Raw genomic sequence first — 18,678 nt, forward strand, 5'->3', positions numbered from 1 at the left:
CTGATTTTTTAAACCCTATTTTACTGCACAATACAACTGAAATACTTCTGTGCCTTTAGAAAGGTAAAATAAAAAATAGTCAGAATTATACCTATCGCCGCTGTGGCAAGCAGTATACTGATCAATTTGCCCGCATGATCAAAATAAAAAAACTAATGGTAAAAATAACCCCAAGCGCATACAGCAGATCGGGAATAAATGGCTTTATGATCAATTTGCTGGAAGTCTTGGTAATCTGAACGCTATTGACGCCGTACCAGCCTTCCAACCTTAATTTAACTTGCAGCTCTCCCTCCGGCAGACTTATGGCCATGGATTTTCCACCGGCTATCAGGTAAATTTCTCCAGCCACTTCTACCCGCATTTTGGCAATGGGTAAAATTCCTTTACGAATCAATTCAACCTGCTGCATATAGGTTCTTGTTTTGTTTTTTAGGTTCAAAGACCCAAAATTAAACGATTTGGGGTAGCGTACATAAATTTTCTTATCAAAACCAACACGCATTAGTAACAACTAATTTACCTTCGCCTTTCTAAAAAGGAAATGGTGTCTTCCTACTGAACCGCCAAAGATCACAGTATCTTCAGGCTGATGGCGCCTACAAATAAAATAAAAACGCATAAAGTGTTTGTGGGGTATATATTCTCCCACCCATTAATTATTTGTAGGAAATTATGAAAAGAATCATTACTTCATTTGAGCACATCTCGATAATGAAGCATCTGTTAAAATGGACACTGATTACCATTCCCGTGTCTTTACTTGCAGGCAGCGTAATTGCATTATTTTTATGGATGCTGGAAAAAGTAACCGTTATCCGGTGGCAACATCCCTGGCTGCTGTTTTTACTCCCCCTGGCAGGTATTGCTATTTATTTTTCTTACTACTTCGGTGGCAAAGCCGCAGAAGGAGGTAATAATCTGATTGTAGATGAAATTCATAAACCAGGTGGCGGTGTGCCGTTCAGAATGGCACCGCTGGTGCTGTTGACAACTGTTGTGACCCATCTTTTTGGCGGATCAGCCGGCCGGGAAGGCACGGCCGTTCAGATTGGTGGCAGTATTGCCAGCTGGATCGCAAAGAAATTAAAACTGGATAAGCCGGATATTAAAATCCTGCTGATGACTGGGGTCGCAGCAGGTTTCGGAGCCGTATTTGGCACGCCGCTTACTGGCGCCGTTTTCGCACTGGAAGTCATTACCGTAGGTAAGATCCATCATAAAGCACTTTACCTTGTTTTATGGCCAGTGTGCTGGCGGATATAACTTGTAAGAGTTGGGGGATTCACCACACGCAATATGCAATTGCCTTTAAGCATTTACTAACAAGTGCAGATGGTGGGTTTCATATGGATTGGCAGTTATTGATCTCGGTTATCTTTGGTGGTGTACTGTTCGGCCTTGCCAGCTATTTATTTTCGGAACTTTCCCATACCATAAAAAATTACAGTCAGCGCTGGATTGCAAAAAAATGGCTGATACCCTTTATCGGGGGTATGATTATTATCGCACTTACCTTTTTATTGGGAACGGATAGTTATTTGGGGCTAGGGGTAGATAATCCCAACCCTAATGCAGTTAGTATTTTATCTTGTTTCAGGGCCGGAGGTGCCAGTTATCTGAGTTGGTTTTGGAAACTGCTTTTTACCGCTATTACGCTAAGTATGGGTTTTAAAGGAGGCGAAGTGACGCCGCTTTTTTTTATCGGTGCAGCACTGGGCAATGCAGTGGGCATGCTGACAGGTGCGCCTATTGATTTAATGGCCGGTCTGGGCTTTATTGCGGTATTTGCCGGGGCTACCAATACCCCTATTGCCTGTACTTTGATGGGTGTCGAACTCTTTGGCAGTGAAAATTTAATTTATTTTGCCATTGCTTGTTTTACGGCTTATTACTTTAGTGGACATACGGGAATTTATTCGGCACAGCGCCTGGGTTTCTCTAAATTAAATGGCGCCCCTGAAGCAGACGGGAATCTGACTTTGCAAAAAATCAGAAAAGCCCGGCTGGAAAAAAATAAAAAAATGACCAGATTTAAAATAGACTCAGATCAAGTTCAAAATTAAATACAAGATCGAAACGATTAAGATATCCTGTCAAATTATTGTGTTTGATAGCGTAATAAAGGCGCCTGTAAGCAAAGAAAAGTAATTGCTTACAGGCGCCTTTATTAGAAATGTTTATAATTGAAGATCTTAAAGTTTGAAGGCGACGGTCATGCTGTAATTAACCGGTGGTTGCGGATTAACAGACCAATACCCGATGTAATATTGTTTGTTAAGCAGGTTATTGCCATTTAAGGACACCCTTACATGCTGGCCATTATAATACAGGGTTGCATTGAGTAGTGTATAGGAAGGCAGGTCGAAGACACCGGTCTCTGAGTTATCTATCACTTTGTATATGCCGGCATAATTGCCACCAATACCAAAGCCAAAATTCTGCATTTTGCCACGTTGAAAGGTATAGGTCCCCAGAAGTTCGCCAGGTCCTGTGGCCCCTGTCCACCGGGAGCACGCCCTTTTTCTGTATAAAAGTCTGTGTTATTGGAACTCATGTTCTCAATTTTATTGTGAGAATAACCGGCAATCAGTGTCAGTCCGGCAGTCGGATCGGCTTTAATATCGATATCCACGCCCCGGCTGCGCACCTTACCGCGCTGATCATAATCATTGATATTATCTGCCAGTGGCGTCACCCTGTTTTCTACCCGGATATCATAATAAGACGCAGTAAAGGCCAGTTTATTTTGAATGATATTGGTTTTAATACCCACCTCCCATTGATTGGCATGTTCTGGGGTAAAGGTCTTGATGCGTGGATTTTTACCATCCACATCCATGACCGTTTGAGGGGCTACATTCATAAAGGAATTCTGATAATTGGCAAATAAGGATACTTTATCCAATACGGGTTGATAGACCAGGCCAAATTTTGGGCTTAGTGCGAACTGGTCGAAGTCGTCACTTTTATCAGATTTCTCACCCTTATTGTCAAAATAATCAGCCCGCAGACTGAGCATAGCGGAAAGCTTGGGGGTAAAGTTGATTACATCTGACACATATGCGGCATAGGTTTGTTTGCTGGTATTGCTGATGGAATTACCGGCGCTGGCCAAAAGGCTATCAATGGAGGCCGTGGTCATGTAGACGGGATGGTTATCGTCATATTGAATGACGTCTCCCTCTGGTGTCACCAAACGAACGGCGGCGTACCCTGAACCGTTGTTGACAATTTGCTGGGAGAAATAATCCAGGCCAATCAACAGGCGATTTCTGATGGAACCGATTTTAAAGTCTGCATTGAAATTTTGTTGTACGTCAAAGACCCGGTTACTTTGATTTTCTTTGGTGATATCCTGTTCAAACTGATTGCTGCCCAGATCGTTGCCGTAAATATATCCATAATATCCATCTGCCCATGATACGCTTCTGGAAATCGCTGTCTGAGAAGACCAGACTCCGGAGATTTTATAATTCATCTGGGCCTGTATATTGAATCTTGGATTTTTAATCGTCAGGTCATTAGAAGTGAAGGAAAGATCCGGATTGAGTGCCAGCTCTTCAATATTTTTAAAGGAGAGCGGATCCGCCCTATTGGTATTAAAAAACACTGGGGCTGTTGCACGCTCTTCATGATAGATTTCCGCCATAAAATCAAAGCTCAACCGCTGAGATGCATTGTAGGTAAAAGAAGGTGCCAGCAAAAATGATTTTTTAAATCCGGCGTCCTGAAAACTGTTTTCAGTATGATAGTCAGCGACCATTCTAAAGGCCATACTATCATTAATCGGTGTATTATAATCCGCCGTCAGCTGACTCAGGCCAAAACTGCCCCCGGTATAACTAAGCATGCCTCCCTTCTCAAAGTATGGCTTTTTGGTAATCACATTGATCACCCCGCCATAGCCCACAAAATTAGCGCCATAGAGTGTCCCGGATGGTCCTTTTAATACCTGGATCTCTTCAATATTTGCGGGATCAAGATCTCCTGCGGTAAATCCGGGTAGGGAGTTATATAAGGAAGGCTGCGCCTCAAAGCCCCTAAGGGCAAAATAGGTGGCGCCGTCCCTGCCCTGCCTGTAGAAGCCCAGGTTCTGGAAATCCCCGGTACATTGCGCATGGCATCATCAAAATTGGTAATGCCTTGCTGGAGCATCAGATCTGCACCGACACTGCTGTAGACCTGCGGATTTTCCAGGTTTTTCAAAGGCATTTTAGCCACCCCGTAAGTAATTTTATTGCCCAATTGATTTTGATTGGAAAGCACTGTTACGTCTGCCAGCTGATCATAGGTTAATTCAATCTCGAAGTTTGCTTTTATATGTTCTCCTTTATTAATAATAACATCTTTGACCTGATCTAGTATACCTAGTGCGGTTAAATGCAATACATACTTTCCCGCTGTAGGGATATCTATCTGGTAATTGCCATTAATATCACTGATATCACCCCAATTTTTCCCTTCGATCCGGATGCTGACCTGACTGGCTGCTTTGCCGTCATTGGTAGAAATGTGGCCGCTGATAATGGTTTTTTGGGCGCTGGCCACAAGACTACTGCTACCAAGCAGGATCAGAAGACTAAGTATAGACTTGAATGATTTCATGATTAAGTATGATTTATTGTATATTTTAAAGGAAAGATGGATAGATTTCTTTTGTTTATGTATTGAATGGGCCTTATCTGCTTTTGAATGCCTTACTGTTGTTGCCAGATCAAATCAGGTTAAAAAGCCTTACAGCGGGTAGTTTACGTACATCCTGCGGTCTGACCAGTTGATTAAAATCAATCGCCTCCAATACCCTTTGCAACAACACCGTGTACCCACCTGACGGCAATTTTCAATTGCCGCCGCAAAAATAATTCAGGATCTGCCAATCCATTTACGAATTTGGGAAAAATAAGGCCGCTTAGCGAATGTGTTTGTTTTAAACCGTTACAAATGGCAACAGGGCTACCGGCTTTTGACGGCTGGCAGCCCTGTTTTGCAATCAATCGCCAAATCGACAACACATTATTACTGTGGCTATTAGCTATTACTTTTTAGACTCAATTCCATATGGATATTTGCCCGCTTATAAGGAGAGGGCTACTGGGGATTTTTTCAAACCCCAATTTATAATACAGATTGATGGCTGGAGTCAGTTTTGTATTGCTTTCCAGATATAGATAAGTAGCACCTGCTTTTTTTGCGACCTCAATGATCGCTGTCCCCAGCATATAGCCTATACGCTTACCCTGGGCCTCAGGCGAAACGGCCATCTTCGCCATTTCAAAATCATATTTGGGGTGGTCCATTTTTATCAGGGCACAAACACCGACTGGCTCATTTTTATATAGTGCCACCAGTATCTGTCCACCTTTATTGATAATATAAGACTGGGGATGGTTAATGGCATCTTTATCGGCCTGTTCCAATTCAAAGTATTTGGTGATCCACTGCTCATTAAGTTCTTTAAATGCCTTTTTGTATTTTGGGCTATACCCTACAATGGTAACGTCTTTACTTTCGCGCAATTTTCGTTGTTGTTTTACCCGACTGAGTAGCGATTGTTGATCCAGTAAAAATTCCCATTCCGCTACCGCTTCCCATAGGTGATAAGTGGCCTGATTTTCCAAATCTTCAATCGCTGCGGCCACGTCCTGATACTGCACTTGTATACTGGCTGCAAGTAACTTTCCCTTGGCGGTTAATCCAACAAGGTTTTGGCGTTTGTCTGCCGATTTAAGATTGCTTTTGACAAGACCGGCCTTTGTCATTTCCTTGATAATTTTTGTAACGGATGGCTGTGAGTGCCCGATTTGCTGGGCAATCTCTGTTATAGACAAGGCCTCATTTTGAGAAAGCACAAAAAAGACAGGGAACCATTTAGGGGTCAGATCAAATCCATAGAGCTGATAGAGCATTGCCGAATCATCTGTAATCCTTCCTGTGAGCAATCTTAAGCGACTGCCTATAGCCATCTTGCCTGTTTGTTCAAAAAAATTCATAATTACATATTTAATTATATAACTGGTTATGCAAATTTAATCATTAGTTTAAATCTACGGACGCTCTCTTGTAATTTTTTCATCATGATAACATTTTGGGTTGCTCGCCCATCTTTTTAAAAAGCCAAATTATTATCCATTTCAACTATGTTCCCGGCGATTATCCATCTCCTCTAATGGGTGGCATCTAGTAGGGTACGAAAGAAAAATATGGTTATTTGACCGATTGAGCTTAACTTAGGAAAGTAAACAGTCTAACAGACGGTTACGGCCACTTGCCGGTGTATTGCAATATAACCCAGCTTATTAAAGATGGGGCAATAGGAGGAGAATAGCAAAGCAGCAGTGTATGGTGTCGACACCTGGCCTATTTAGAACGACTTAATATTATTCTATATATGAGCAAGGGCACATTTTTAAAACGTGGATTACCGGTCTCGATCTCGCTAAGTCCTACCCTGGAGGCGGAGAACATGAAACCCAAAATCCCGCAGAGTAAAAAAAGACTGATTACGGTCTCGTTAATGGCAATTGTGGTGGCCATACTGATCAGTTTTATTGCCAAATTTTTGATGTTTATCATCGGCTTTATTACCCAGCTTAGCTTTTACGGTAAGGTAGCCATGACAACAGATACCAATCCTTCTCTCAATCATTTGGGTATATGGGTAATATTTATCCCGGCTATTGGTGGTCTGGTCGTCGGACTCATGGCACTTTATGGCTCTCAGGCCATCCGCGGTCATGGTATTCCTGAGGCAATGGAACAAATACTGACCAATAAAAGTAAAATAAAACCCACCATCGTTTACCTGAAACCTATTTCTTCGGCCATTGCCATCGGTACGGGCGGTCCTTTTGGAGCGGAAGGGCCAATTATCGCAACAGGTGGCGCCCTAGGCTCCACGCTGGGTCAGATTTTAAAAATCTCCAATAATGAACGCAAAATCCTGCTGGCAGCAGGTGCAGCGGCCGGTATGGCCACCATATTTGGTAGCCCGGTATCCTCTATCTTTTTGGCCATTGAACTGCTTTTATTTGAATTTTCGCCCAGATCTATTATCCCGGTAGCACTTGCCTGCATTACCGGCGCAGCCGGGCATCATCTTTTTTTTGGCCAGGGTCCGGTATTTCCAATGGCAGCTATGGTATCAATGCCTAGCAATACTGCACTTTTATGGTACAGTATTATGGGTATAATTTTAGGCTTCTTTTCTATACTGGCCACAAAATCTGTCTTCTGGGTAGAGGATCTGTTTGCAAAAATCCCCATCAGCTGGTTCTGGTATCCTGCCATTGGCGGCCTGATTGCAGGGATTATTGGTTATTTTGCCCCCAGAACACTCGGCGTTGGCTATTTTAATATTACCGATATTCTAACAGGCAGCTTGCCAATTACCTTATTACTATCCTTGTCGATTCTGAAATTTCTTTCCTGGACCATTGCCCTTGGCAGTGGCACCTCTGGAGGGACGCTGGCGCCACTGCTTACCATTGGTGGTGCTGCCGGTCTATTATTTGGCATGGTGATCAATCATTATTTCCCTCATAGCGGTATCAATTTACCACTGGCAGCCTTGATTGGTATGTCTGCACTCTTTGCCGGGGCCAGCAGAGCCCTGCTTACTTCCATTATATTTGCCATCGAGAGTACCGGGCAGTCCAATGCCTTGTTGCCGTTACTGGCCTCCTGCTCCGCTGCGTATTTTATTTCGTTTTTCTTTATGAAATATACGATTATGACGGAGAAAATTGCCCGTAAAGGCGTAAAGATTCCAGAGTCCTATGAACCGGATATACTTGAAAAAATCCTGGTTGCCCAGGTCACCAAATCCAATACAATGGTCATGCATGCCTCTGATAAAGTCAATACGGTCAAGGATTTGATTTTGCGCGACAATCAGCACCTGAATTACTTTATGGTCCGTTCAGATGATGGCGAATATATCGGCTATCTTAGTGTCATGGATTTATTTGGCAATCATCCCGATGAGCAGCAAATCGGCAGTCTGATTACCGGCAAAAATGAGGTGTTTATACAGGATTCAGATAATCTGCTCACCGCCCTGAAGTTATTGCTTAAAAAGGATAAGGAGGCGATACCTGTCAAAAATGACGGGGGTAAATATGTGGGACTTTTGACGTATAAAGATATCCTGAGCGCTTATCAGATCAACCAAGGAGAGTTTATTAAAACCAATCCATCTATCTCTTTAAAAAGAAGAGGACTGCGTATTTTGGCCAAAGGCAGTCAATATATTCAGGAGCGGCGACAGCGCCATCCTGACCGGTAATCTCCCCTTTAGAATCATCGATGGATTCTTTCACAGTTGCCGCTTAAATTATTTTTTCGCTACTGTCTACAATTGCGTAAATTCGTCTTTACAAAAGACTTTGAGACGATTTGAAACAAACAACAACGGAAAAGGAATTAGTCAGGTATAGCCTGAATGAGGAGCAGGAAAAAAGAGAGATTCTTCGCAGATATCGTGCTTTGCTACGCACGTTGCGCCCAAAATTCAAAAAGGGAGACAAGGAAATTGTCCGTCACGCTTTTTATATGGCCGCAGAAGCGCATAAAACCATGCGTCGAAAAAGCGGGGAGCCTTATATATTCCATCCTATTGCCGTAGCGATGATCTGCGTAGAAGAGATTGGTCTGGGTGTACGCAGTACCATCTGTGCCTTACTTCATGATACTGTTGAGGATACCGATATTAGCATTGAAGATATCACCCGCGAATTTGGCAATGAAATCGCCCGCATCGTAGATGGACTTACAAAAATTTCTACGGTTGTTGATGCCTCTACCACCCAGCAAACGGAGAATTTCAAAAAAATATTACTCACCCTGACCGACGACCCACGGGTCATCCTGATCAAGCTGGCTGATCGACTGCATAATATGCGGACCCTGGACTGGATGAAACCGGAAAAACAGCTCAAGATTGCCAGTGAAACCGTCTGGGTGTATGCGCCTCTGGCCCACAGGATGGGGCTTTATAATATTAAGACTGAACTCGAAGACCTTTCCATGAAATACCTGGAAAAGGACAAATATAAAGAGATCGCCCGCAAACTTGCCGAAACCAGAAGGGAAAGAACCCGTTTTATTAATGAGTTTATTAAGCCTATTAAAGACAAACTGCTGGCAGCCGGTTTTAAATTTGAAATTTATGGTCGGCCCAAAAGCATCCATTCTATCTGGAATAAGATGAAAAAGAAAGGGGTAACTTTTGAAGAAGTATACGATCTTTTTGCCATCAGGGTGATATTGGATTCTGAACCGGAAAAGGAAAAGGAGGAATGCTGGAAGGTATATTCTATCGTAACAGATGCCTATGCCCCTGCACCAGAAAGACTCCGTGATTGGTTGAGCAACCCTAAGAGCAACGGCTATGAGGCTTTGCATACCACGGTTATGGGTCCAAAGGGCAAATGGGTGGAAGTCCAGATACGGACCAAACGCATGAATGAAATCGCCGAAAAAGGGCTGGCAGCGCACTGGAAATACAAGGAAGGAACCAGCACTGAAGACCGGTTTGATAAATGGTTTGGCCAGATCCGGGAAATGATCAGCTCACAGGGTACCGATAGTATTGATTTTCTGGAGGATTTTAAAACCAGCTTTCTGGCGGAAGAGATTTATGCCTATACACCAAAAGGTGATGTCAAAATGTTGCCCAAAGGTTCTACTGCCCTTGACTTTGCTTTTAGTATCCACTCTGCGGTGGGACAAAAATGTATTGGCGCAAAGGTCAATCACAAGCTGGTGCCTATCAGTCATATTCTGCGCAGTGGGGATCAGGTAGAAATTATCACCAGCAACAAACAAAAGCCCAGCGAAGACTGGCTGGGGCTTGTCGTGACTGCCAAAGCCAAAAACAGAATCAAAGATGCCCTTAAAGAAGAAAAAAGGACCATCGGTGAAGACGGCAAATATACCTTAAAAAGAAAACTGGAAAACCTGGGAGTCCCGGTCTCTACCTATAATGTAGATGAGTTGGTTAGTTTCTACGGACTTAGTTCTCATTTGGATCTTTATTACGGTATAGCTATAAAGAAAATTGACCTGAAGGAACTTAAAACCTTTTCCGTCAATGGGGATAAGCTGGAACCGCCTAAAATTGAAGTCAAGACGGAAAAGCCTGCCTACAATCCGGAAGCCGCCAAAACCTTAAACAAAAAGGATTCTGAATTGATTATTTTCGGGGAGTCCAGCGATAAAATCATGTATACGCTTGCCGGATGTTGTCATCCCATTCCTGGTGATGATGTATTTGGCTTTGTAAGTGTAGGCAAGGGACTTATCATCCACCGGACCAATTGCCCGAATGCGGCGCAACTCATGGCCAATCAGGGCCACAGAATTGTCAAAACAAAATGGGCCAAAAATAAAGAGATTTCTTTCCTTACCGGTATTGAAATTATTGGCGTAGATGATGTGGGTGTCATCAATAAGATTACCAATGTAATCAGTGGCGAATTAAAAATCAATATCTCAGCACTCAGTATTGAATCCAAGGAAGGGTTATTTAATGGTCGGCTGAAAATCTTCGTCCATGATAAGGAAGAGCTGGATACCCTGGTTGAGCATTTAAAAAAACTAGATGGGATTCAGGGTGTGGAACGATTTGATACGGACGATATACAATAAAACGGTGCTATTTTTCAAGGATATGTAAGAATTTGCCTCAGATTACCCCAGGTTTTTCCCTGATTATATTAGGTTATGCATTGTGCAGCGCCCAAATATTACGCTGACTAGCCCGATAATTTAAAACTTTCATACAAACAATCAACAGGCGCGTTATGTACACAAAAAACCGTATCGGATCTTCATGTGTTACCAATGATAGATCCGATACGGTCAAAATACATTATATGGACGTTATCCTTAGAGGCCGGTATGCTTTATTATATGCTCCAAAATGAAGGGAAGCAAATAATTTAAATGCAATACATCAATCCTGAAAAGTTATCTTGGTAACTAGATGCGCAATTTACTAAAATTCCAGATCCTAATTACCATCCTTTATCGGCAGATAAAATATCCCTAAGCTTAGGTATAAATTTATTTAGCCAAAAATTCTTTGATATTGTCTTTATGTACGATTGATTCTTTAAAAGTATACGCACCTGATTTTGGGCTGCGTACAGTTTTAATTACTTTGGTCCAGTTTTTAGCATCTGCTGCTGCTTTCTGGTCTTTTTTAATCGCGGTTTTAGCTGCTTTTGCCATAATTCGTTATTTGTAAGTTCCTCTGATGAAAATCGGAGGCTGATTATTTAATTTCTTTGTGTACAGTTACTTTTTTCAGTATAGGATTATACTTCTTCAGCTCTAAACGCTCAGCAGTATTTTTCTTATTTTTCTGTGTAATGTAACGGCTGGTTCCTGGAAGACCACTTGCTTTGTGTTCTGTGCATTCCAAAATTACCTGAACCCTGTTTCCTTTCTTTGCCATTGCTATAATGCTTTAATTGTTGTCGACTTTTGATTAAATTTTAACGCCGTCTGCTCTTAATTGTTTAACCACTGCATTCAGACCATTTTTATTGATGGTACGAATTGCATCAGCAGACACTTTTAATGTAATCCAGCGGTCTTCCTCAGCATAGAAAAAACGTTTCGTCTGTAAATTCGGTAAGAAACGACGCTTGGATTTAATATTAGAGTGCGAAACGTTGTTTCCCACCATGGGTTTTTTTCCTGTAACCTGACATACTCTTGCCATAACTGTATTTTTTATCGGACGGCAAAGGTATAACAACCCGCCCGTAATTCCAAATTGTTTTTATTTTCCATGATTACCAGTTCCTAACAAATAGAGACATCTGGTTTAGGGGTGCAAAGGTAATAAAAAAGCAGTGTGTTTACACTGCTTTTTTTGAAAATTCTATTGTTATTGGCACTCAGCCTGATACTTCCTTTTTTTACCCAGATTTACCATTTTTCTACTTCTTCCGATGCAAGTTTGTCTGAACCTGAATTGGCGTTAACCAGATTATCATCACTGTCTGCACCTGCATCTGGTTCCGGCTGTGGTTCGTGCATCGGTTCTGCCTGAATGTCAGCCGTATTTACGTAATCCGACGCAGCTTCTGTTACCTCATGTGTTGGTTGCATCTGTGTAGGCGGCTCTGTTATTTGTTCGGTATCCTGCACTGCACTTTCATGCTGAAATGATTTGGCATCCACCTGCTCTTCCCCAGTCCGTTGTTCTTCATTATTTTCCAGGTCAAATATTTGCTGTTTATTTTCTCTACTCAGATGGTGACCTTCATTGTTATACTGGTGTGCACCTTTATTATGATAGCCAGATCTGTTTTTGGGCTGCCGATACCTGGGTTCTTCCCTTTCGTCCTCATGATTATAATGATCAAAATCAAAATCAGGCATGAGTTCGGTTTTCACGTGCATAATGGCTTCGCCTAATGCTGCCGTGAATTTGTTAAAATCTTCCTTATAAATAAAGATTTTCTGTCGTTCAAACCCATCATCGTTAAATCTTTTACGAGTTTCTGTAATGGTCACAAAAAAATCACTTCCCCTTGTTTCACGCACATCGAAGAAATAGGTTCTTCGCTTTCCTGCCCTGAGTTTTCTGCTGTAAACGCTTCCCTGCTTCCGGTCGTTGTAATCGTAATCCAAAATTCAAGTTTTTTGTTGAACAATTAAATGTTATCTAATTTAACCTTTACAAATATAATATTGTTTTCATTTTAGCAAAAAATTTTGAATGTTTTTTTCCGACCGCTCATGTAATAATTGCTTTTTTTAGAGATTATTCAATAAATCGGTCACTTTTTCTCTTTGTAAAATCAGATATCCCAGTCGGTCATTGCTGATTCCCTCTCTGAGCTGGTAGTTGAAAATCAAGTTTTCACCTGTTACTTCTGTTTCAAAATAGCGAAACTGAATATTATGGTGCTTACGTAACGGATCCCCGATCTCATAGAGGTGAGTGGACAAAATAAAGATGGATCTATCTACTTTACGTAGTCCCTCGACCACGGTAGTGGAGCATTTCATGGCGTCTACAATATTGGTCCCTTTAAATAGTTCATCTATGAGAATCAACCATTTAGTTCCATCCTGAATTTTTTCTACAATGGTTTTAACCCTTTGCACCTCATTGAAGAAGTAGCTTTCGCCATTCAGCGTATTATCGGTTACTTCTATATTGCTCAACAAGCCGTCAAAAGTGGAACACTTCATGGAAGTGGCAGGTACCCCCATGCCAAGCGCTGCCAGGTAAAGGCCAATGCCTACTGCCCGGATAAAAGTACTTTTTCCGGCCATATTAGCACCTGTTAAGAACAGAAAATTTTCCTTATTATCTAATTGTAAATCATAGGCTACAGGCGTTTCTAATAAAGGGTGATATAGGTCCCGGGCTTCCAAAACCGGTTCCTGACTGTCTATGAATTCAGGAAAGGCCAACTGATGTTCTCTGACCGCCCTGGCCATACTCGACCATGCGTCTATTTTTAAAAAGGCTTCTTCTAGTCGTTTCATGCCGCTCTTCTCTGTATACTGATACAACTGATGGCCAAACTTAATCACTTCCCTGCCCGTCATCCGACCGCCATTTTCTACCCGTGCACCCACTTTTGCTAATTGTTGAAAGAAGGTTGTATTTAATATTTCTTCGGTTTTTCCCAGAATTTCACAAAGCTCTACAGAGGGACAGTCCGGACTATATAACTCATGCACTTTTTTCATCCCATATACAAATCGAGCCAAATGACCGATACTATAGCGAACCTGTACATAATCCGGGCGGCTCAGCCACCTGAATAATACAGCATCAAATCCCGAGGCTGAGGCTGGGATATTGGTGATAGGTGTATAATAATATTTATCCATCACCATCATGGTCCCATTTGAAATAACAGGCGGCAGAATTTTGTCGGCCAAATGACGTAGCAGGGCCTGACGGTCAAGTATTTGCTTAAGGTCACTCATGGGATTTTTAATAAAATACCGGAGCCAATCTTTACCACCTGATGTTGTGGTAAAATCCAGAAAATGGAGTACAGAATGTTGTTCATAACGGCTGATAATGCCCAGATCATATAAAGTCTTGTCATCTACATGCATGCCTCTAGCTTTTAATTTATGCAAAGGCAGCTAAATATTGCTGCCGTATAGTCTAATAAAAATAATACAATTATTCGATCAAGAGCTACTTAGCCACTTATTAACCTGCCTCCTGGCTGGCGAATTTGGAGACTTAAATGGTAAAATTCCTTGTCCAGCTCCTTTACAGAAGCCAGCTTTAATTACATCAAAATTGGCATTTTCTGCCCAATTTTTATTTTCCGCAACGCTTTGAAAGTACAGAGTGCACCTTTTTTTGGCCCTATAGGATGTCCAGCTTACAGCCAATAAAAGCATTTTCTCTATCACTAGATGCAATAAAGTAAAGATTTCCATAAACTTAGGCGCTATTTTTTTGTGGCTTTTGGCACAAAACTCCACAAATTAGTTCACGTGTCCAGGCAGTCAACCCATTTTCCCATTTTTAAACTTTTACACCAGCAGTTGCCTGCACTTACAATCAGCTATGTTTCTTTATTAGATTATATAGCTATTGTCATAAGGCTATAGGGACTTCATTCCAACTTCGTCGCGTGTCATTAGAAAGTACCAGAATCCCCCTTGAATTACAACCTGCATTTACCCTAAAGGCATACCTATAGTTTTTTTAGCTGTTTGATGTCTAACTGTGTTAATCTAGCTACCTCATTTAGGGGCTTTCCTGTTTTGATTAAGTATTTTGCAATTTCAAGTGACCTTTTTTCCATGCCTTCTTTAAAGCCTTCTTCAAAGCCCTCTTTAAAGCCTTCTTTAAAGCCTTCTTCTCTGGCCTCTTCCATAAGATCTTCCATGTATTTTTCAATGATTGTCATCGGATTTTTTTTGATCAATTAAGGTGATTTCTTTTGCGTTTTTCCCACAATTTCCTGTGATTAAAGCGTTTTTTGACCGTTCTTATATCCAGATAATATATTGCTGTCGGATCAGCTGCATGCAAATCGTTTAATATTTTTAAGTAATGCTGTCTTTAATTTTCTCCAAAGCCTCATTATTCATTTCCAGTGAGATATTTCTTAAAGGGCAACTGTTTCAGAAAATGCAGGTCAATCCGGCAATTGTTTCTCGAAGCTTCATATGGCTATTATTTATGAAAGACTTACAGCAGTTACCTGCAGGACTTCCATATGGGAAATACCTCTATTAATAAATATAGTGAGTATTGATTATTGAGCATTTATCCTGATCCCGGCCCCTTAAATGCTATTTGACCGGCAAGGATCAGGATGCTCATTGAATTTAGCAAATTTTATTACACAGATGCCTGTAGCTTTTTTAGCTGCTTGATATCTAACTTCGTTATTTTAGCTACCTCATTTAGGGGATTTCCTGCTTTGATTAAGTATTTTGCAATTTCAAGCGACCTTTTTTCCATCCCTTTTTCCATGCCTTTTTCCATGCCTTCTTCTCTTCCAATTTCCATCCCTTCTTCTAAGGCTTCTGCTCTGGACTCTTCTTGTTTATAACGTATGTATTGTTCAACTACTGTCATCTGATTATTTTTTTGATCAATTAAGTTAATATCTCTTACAAAGTTCTGAAATTTTCTTTGATTTAAGAGACTTTTTTGGACGTTATTAAAGATAAATAACAAATTACTATAATGTTGTTTCCCTTCTAAACCAAGAGAAATTAGATTTTTTGTAATTTCTGTAAATTTCTCCACTAAAATATCCTTAGAAAATTCGCGGCGGTGTTCATACAGCCAGACGCTGTGGAAAAGCAGGTTCGCCAGACAGGTCGTATCGGCAAAATCACTTTCCTGCATGTCTTTTATAATATACCCTCATAACGAATGGCCACGCCATTTGTTTCACTACCGAACTGGTGCTGTCCGTGTATATAATATTTGGTCGCCCGGTGGATAATGGTTATGGTAATAATTATACAATCTCTATTGTTTAGCTGGAGTCCAATTTTATAGTATCCTGTCCTGCCGGAAAATTCCTTTTTCGCCTCCGTCTGAAACTCAAAATGCACCAGGACATATTTATGTGGCCATCTGATATTATAAATTTTAACCAGTTTATCAACATAGCCTTTAAGATCCTCTGCCCTCTCCATCATAATGTTTTGGAGTTCTTTATTGAGAAATTCCATCCGGTTAAAATTCAGCTGCCTGGCTAAATCTTTTAAGAAAAAGGGAGCCAGTATGGCCATATTATACTCTATAACGAACTTCCAGCAGGTATCGTGGGTCAGCATCACAATAAAGTGATAGGGGTCATTTAAAGCTTCTAGCTCCTCTTGAGTAAGGTTTCTTGTGGAATCCTTTTTAGATTTTTTTTTATTTTTACTTTGTGCCATGAACTTTGGTATTTAAATATGTTTTTATGGACACGAGCCCATTTGAGATAATTATTATTGACTCTATTCACTGCATTTAGCGCAGGAACCGATTCCATTATTTATTGCGATATAGCACGACGATTTATAAACCACAGGCATCCGCCTATAGCGACCTACGGTTGCTATCTGCACAAAACAGCCTCTTCTAGTGTTCTTGCCTATCAGATAGGCATAGCACTGGTAGTAGCTCCATGGACCCAATGGGAGGCTTAGTTTAATTAGTGCGTAAAAAAATAATGGGAATCAATGACTAAATCATCCACCTAAAACTGCTTTACATGGGCAGATTGGCTGGACGGATCTAAAGATATGGGAAGCAAGGTCAGATAAGATATCTGAAAGGCAGGACAATGTTTTTTTTCAACGGTAAAGGGCCGTCAGATAAAGGGCGCATGATTTGCGGATCCTTTTTCGGGGCTATTACTGTAGCCTTTTGTTTAGTCAATTCTCTGGTCATTTTTGTAGCCATTTCTCTGGTCTTTTTTGTAGCTATTTTAATGGAACATTATTATAACGGTGCAATAATAAAACATAATATTTGAAACGACCTTTATGACTGTCGCATTTTGGTGGAATTAAAAATCGGTATGACAAAAGCAGCAACTTTAATAAGGGGCGGGTATGCGCTTGTTATGGCTGATTAGAACAATCTACCAAGCATACAATAGTGCTTAAAAACAGGCAATGTGCTCTTTCGCAGGACACATACATCTGGGAAGCTCGCCTTGCTTATCACTATTAATAAAACCTCCTGAAAACACAGCCATCTAATTTGTGAGGGTGGTTTCAGGAGGTTATTAAGTCCCGGCACAAGGATTTTACTCATTTAACGATTAAAAGCAAGCCTTTCACCTTTAATGGACTCATCAAATTTTTGGTTTGAATAAGCCAAATGTCCGCTGACAAAGGTCTTCTCAATGGTCACCGGCATATGCGCTCCTTCGAAAGGAGACCAGCCGCATTTACTATATAGGCTTTCTGGGGTAACTCTTACAGGGTGGTCCATATTAACAAGCACCAGATCTGCAAAATAGCCTTCCCGAATATACCCCCTGTCTTTGATCTGGAAGCAGCGGGCAACAGCATGACTCATTTTTTCCACTACTTTTTCAATACTGATTTTACCTTCTTTAACGTACCGCAGCATGAGTGGCAAACTATGTTGCACCAATGGCAACCCGGCATGTGCATTTTCATAAGTTGCGGTATCCAGCGGTGTTAATTCGCCATTTGCATCTCGGGTATAGCCTTTTTCACTTAGCTGGTGTGGCGCATGATCGGTGGCGATCACGTCTAGCCTATCATCCAGCAATGCTTTCCAGAGGGCATCTTTATTAAAGCCGGCCTTGATAGCAGGATTGCATTTTATCAGGTAGCCTTTGTCTTGATAATCTGCTGCTGTAAAGGTCAAATGATGCACACAGACTTCACAGGTAATGCGTTTTTCTTCCAAGGGCAACATATTGGAGAAGAGCTGGAGTTCCTTTTCGGTGGTGATGTGCAAAATATGCAGCCGACTGCCATGTTTTTGGGCAAATTGGATGGCTTTGTGGCTGCTTTCAAAGCAATTTTCTGCGTTGCGGATCACGGGGTGATCCGCTGGCTCCAGTATGCCTTTTTCCGCTTTAAGCTTTTCGTAATTGGCTCTGATGATGCTTTCTTCCTCACAATGGGTGGCAATCAAGACTTCACTGGTAGAAAAAACATTATCCAAAACGATCGGATCATTGACCAGCAGATTGCCAGTAGAAGACCCCATAAAGATTTTAAGGCCACAAATCTCGTTTTTGCGCTCATTTAGCCTTTTTATTTCTTCCAGATTGTCATTTGAAGTCCCTAAATAAAAGGAATAATTGGCCAGTGAGACGGCTTTAGCCCTTTCATATTTTTTTTCCAGTAATTCGAGGGTGAAAGCAGGTGGCACGGTATTTGGCATTTCCATGAAACTGGTTACCCCTCCGGCTACTGCAGCCCTGGCTTCTGTGTAGATTTCCGCTTTATGCGTCAGCCCAGGCTCTCTGAAGTGAACCTGGTCGTCGATTACGCCAGGCAGAAGGTATAAACCGGTCGCATCAATTTCCTGAACTTTAAATTAACCTGCAAGGATGGAGCAATTTTTTCAATTCGTTGATTACGAATGAGTACATCACTGATAAATGTCTTACCTTCGCTGACGATTTTGGCGTTTTTTATTAAATAGTCACTCATTTATATATAGTATAAAATTTTTGT

The 18,678-nt window shown here is 41.3% G+C and carries 15 protein-coding genes, 2 pseudogenes and 1 riboswitch; of the genes and pseudogenes, 3 read left to right on the forward strand and 14 right to left on the reverse strand.

The features are described 5' to 3' along the window. Positions 1-121 precede the first annotated feature (121 nt). Positions 122-505 (reverse strand): hypothetical protein, encoded by a 384-nt coding sequence (locus tag FSB73_RS04910; protein ID WP_146780375.1) that lies wholly within the window; start codon positions 503-505, stop codon positions 122-124. A 26-nt stretch (positions 506-531) separates the two neighbouring features. Continuing rightward, positions 532-609: riboswitch (Fluoride riboswitch) on the forward strand. 186 nt (positions 610-795) lie between these two features. Here FSB73_RS04910 and FSB73_RS04915 point away from each other — a divergent pair. After that, positions 796-2,066 (forward strand): annotated as a pseudogene (locus FSB73_RS04915) (voltage-gated chloride channel family protein). Between the two features lie 129 nt (positions 2,067-2,195). Here FSB73_RS04915 and FSB73_RS04920 read toward each other — a convergent pair. From FSB73_RS04920 to FSB73_RS04925, 3 genes and pseudogenes are all read right to left on the reverse strand, one after another. Beyond that, positions 2,196-4,021: pseudogene (locus tag FSB73_RS04920) on the reverse strand (TonB-dependent siderophore receptor); the annotation flags it as partial. Continuing rightward, positions 3,949-4,608 (reverse strand): carboxypeptidase-like regulatory domain-containing protein, encoded by a 660-nt coding sequence (locus FSB73_RS24135; RefSeq protein WP_225974490.1) that lies wholly within the window; start codon positions 4,606-4,608, stop codon positions 3,949-3,951. The pseudogene FSB73_RS04920 and the gene FSB73_RS24135, both read right to left, overlap by 73 nt. 443 nt (positions 4,609-5,051) lie before the next feature. After that, positions 5,052-5,993 carry a bifunctional helix-turn-helix transcriptional regulator/GNAT family N-acetyltransferase gene (locus FSB73_RS04925; RefSeq protein WP_225974491.1) on the reverse strand — a complete coding sequence of 314 codons (942 nt, stop codon included), beginning with the start codon at positions 5,991-5,993 and terminating at the stop codon, positions 5,052-5,054. Positions 5,994-6,391: 398 nt separating this feature from the next. On the opposite strand from FSB73_RS04925, the gene FSB73_RS04930 reads away from it, so the two are divergent. Together FSB73_RS04930 and FSB73_RS04935 are read left to right on the forward strand one after the other, a co-directional pair. Then, positions 6,392-8,287, forward strand: coding sequence for a chloride channel protein (locus FSB73_RS04930; RefSeq protein ID WP_225974492.1), 1,896 nt, complete (start codon positions 6,392-6,394; stop codon positions 8,285-8,287). A gap of 110 nt (positions 8,288-8,397) precedes the next feature. Further along, positions 8,398-10,650, forward strand: coding sequence for a RelA/SpoT family protein (locus FSB73_RS04935; protein ID WP_146780376.1), 2,253 nt, complete (start codon positions 8,398-8,400; stop codon positions 10,648-10,650). A 417-nt stretch (positions 10,651-11,067) separates the two neighbouring features. Here FSB73_RS04935 and FSB73_RS04940 read toward each other — a convergent pair whose 3' ends face one another. From FSB73_RS04940 to FSB73_RS24140, 10 genes are all read right to left on the reverse strand, one after another. After that, complete coding sequence (locus FSB73_RS04940; protein WP_146780377.1) at positions 11,068-11,235, reverse strand: DUF4295 domain-containing protein; 168 nt, start codon at positions 11,233-11,235, stop codon at positions 11,068-11,070. A gap of 43 nt (positions 11,236-11,278) precedes the next feature. Further along, the gene (gene rpmG, locus FSB73_RS04945) at positions 11,279-11,461 is read right to left on the reverse strand and encodes a 50S ribosomal protein L33 (protein ID WP_091395254.1); all 183 of its coding nucleotides are present in this window, start codon (positions 11,459-11,461) and stop codon (positions 11,279-11,281) included. Between the two features lie 33 nt (positions 11,462-11,494). Continuing rightward, the gene (gene rpmB, locus FSB73_RS04950) at positions 11,495-11,731 is read right to left on the reverse strand and encodes a 50S ribosomal protein L28 (protein ID WP_146780378.1); all 237 of its coding nucleotides are present in this window, start codon (positions 11,729-11,731) and stop codon (positions 11,495-11,497) included. Between the two features lie 209 nt (positions 11,732-11,940). Next, entirely contained in the window at positions 11,941-12,648 is a 708-nt protein-coding gene (locus tag FSB73_RS04955) for a DUF3276 family protein (protein WP_146780379.1), read from the reverse strand. A 126-nt stretch (positions 12,649-12,774) separates the two neighbouring features. Further along, positions 12,775-14,100: a MutS-related protein gene (locus FSB73_RS04960; RefSeq protein ID WP_146780380.1), complete on the reverse strand. Its 1,326-nt coding sequence runs from the start codon at positions 14,098-14,100 to the stop codon at positions 12,775-12,777. A 596-nt stretch (positions 14,101-14,696) separates the two neighbouring features. Beyond that, positions 14,697-14,912, reverse strand: coding sequence for an RpnC/YadD family protein (locus FSB73_RS04965; RefSeq protein WP_146780381.1), 216 nt, complete (start codon positions 14,910-14,912; stop codon positions 14,697-14,699). Between the two features lie 437 nt (positions 14,913-15,349). Then, a complete protein-coding gene (locus FSB73_RS04970) occupies positions 15,350-15,865 on the reverse strand; it encodes a hypothetical protein (RefSeq protein ID WP_146780382.1) in 516 nt (171 codons plus the stop codon). A gap of 5 nt (positions 15,866-15,870) precedes the next feature. Continuing rightward, entirely contained in the window at positions 15,871-16,404 is a 534-nt protein-coding gene (locus tag FSB73_RS04975; protein ID WP_146780384.1) for a hypothetical protein, read from the reverse strand. A gap of 868 nt (positions 16,405-17,272) precedes the next feature. Then, a complete protein-coding gene (locus tag FSB73_RS04980; RefSeq protein WP_225974774.1) occupies positions 17,273-18,523 on the reverse strand; it encodes a dihydroorotase in 1,251 nt (416 codons plus the stop codon). Continuing rightward, positions 18,487-18,654 (reverse strand): hypothetical protein, encoded by a 168-nt coding sequence (locus FSB73_RS24140; protein ID WP_225974493.1) that lies wholly within the window; start codon positions 18,652-18,654, stop codon positions 18,487-18,489. Before FSB73_RS24140 ends, FSB73_RS04980 begins: the two co-directional genes overlap by 37 nt. Between the last annotated feature and the right edge of the window lie 24 nt (positions 18,655-18,678).

Source organism: Arachidicoccus ginsenosidivorans (genome assembly GCF_007971385.1).
Lineage (GTDB): Bacteria > Bacteroidota > Bacteroidia > Chitinophagales > Chitinophagaceae > Arachidicoccus > Arachidicoccus ginsenosidivorans.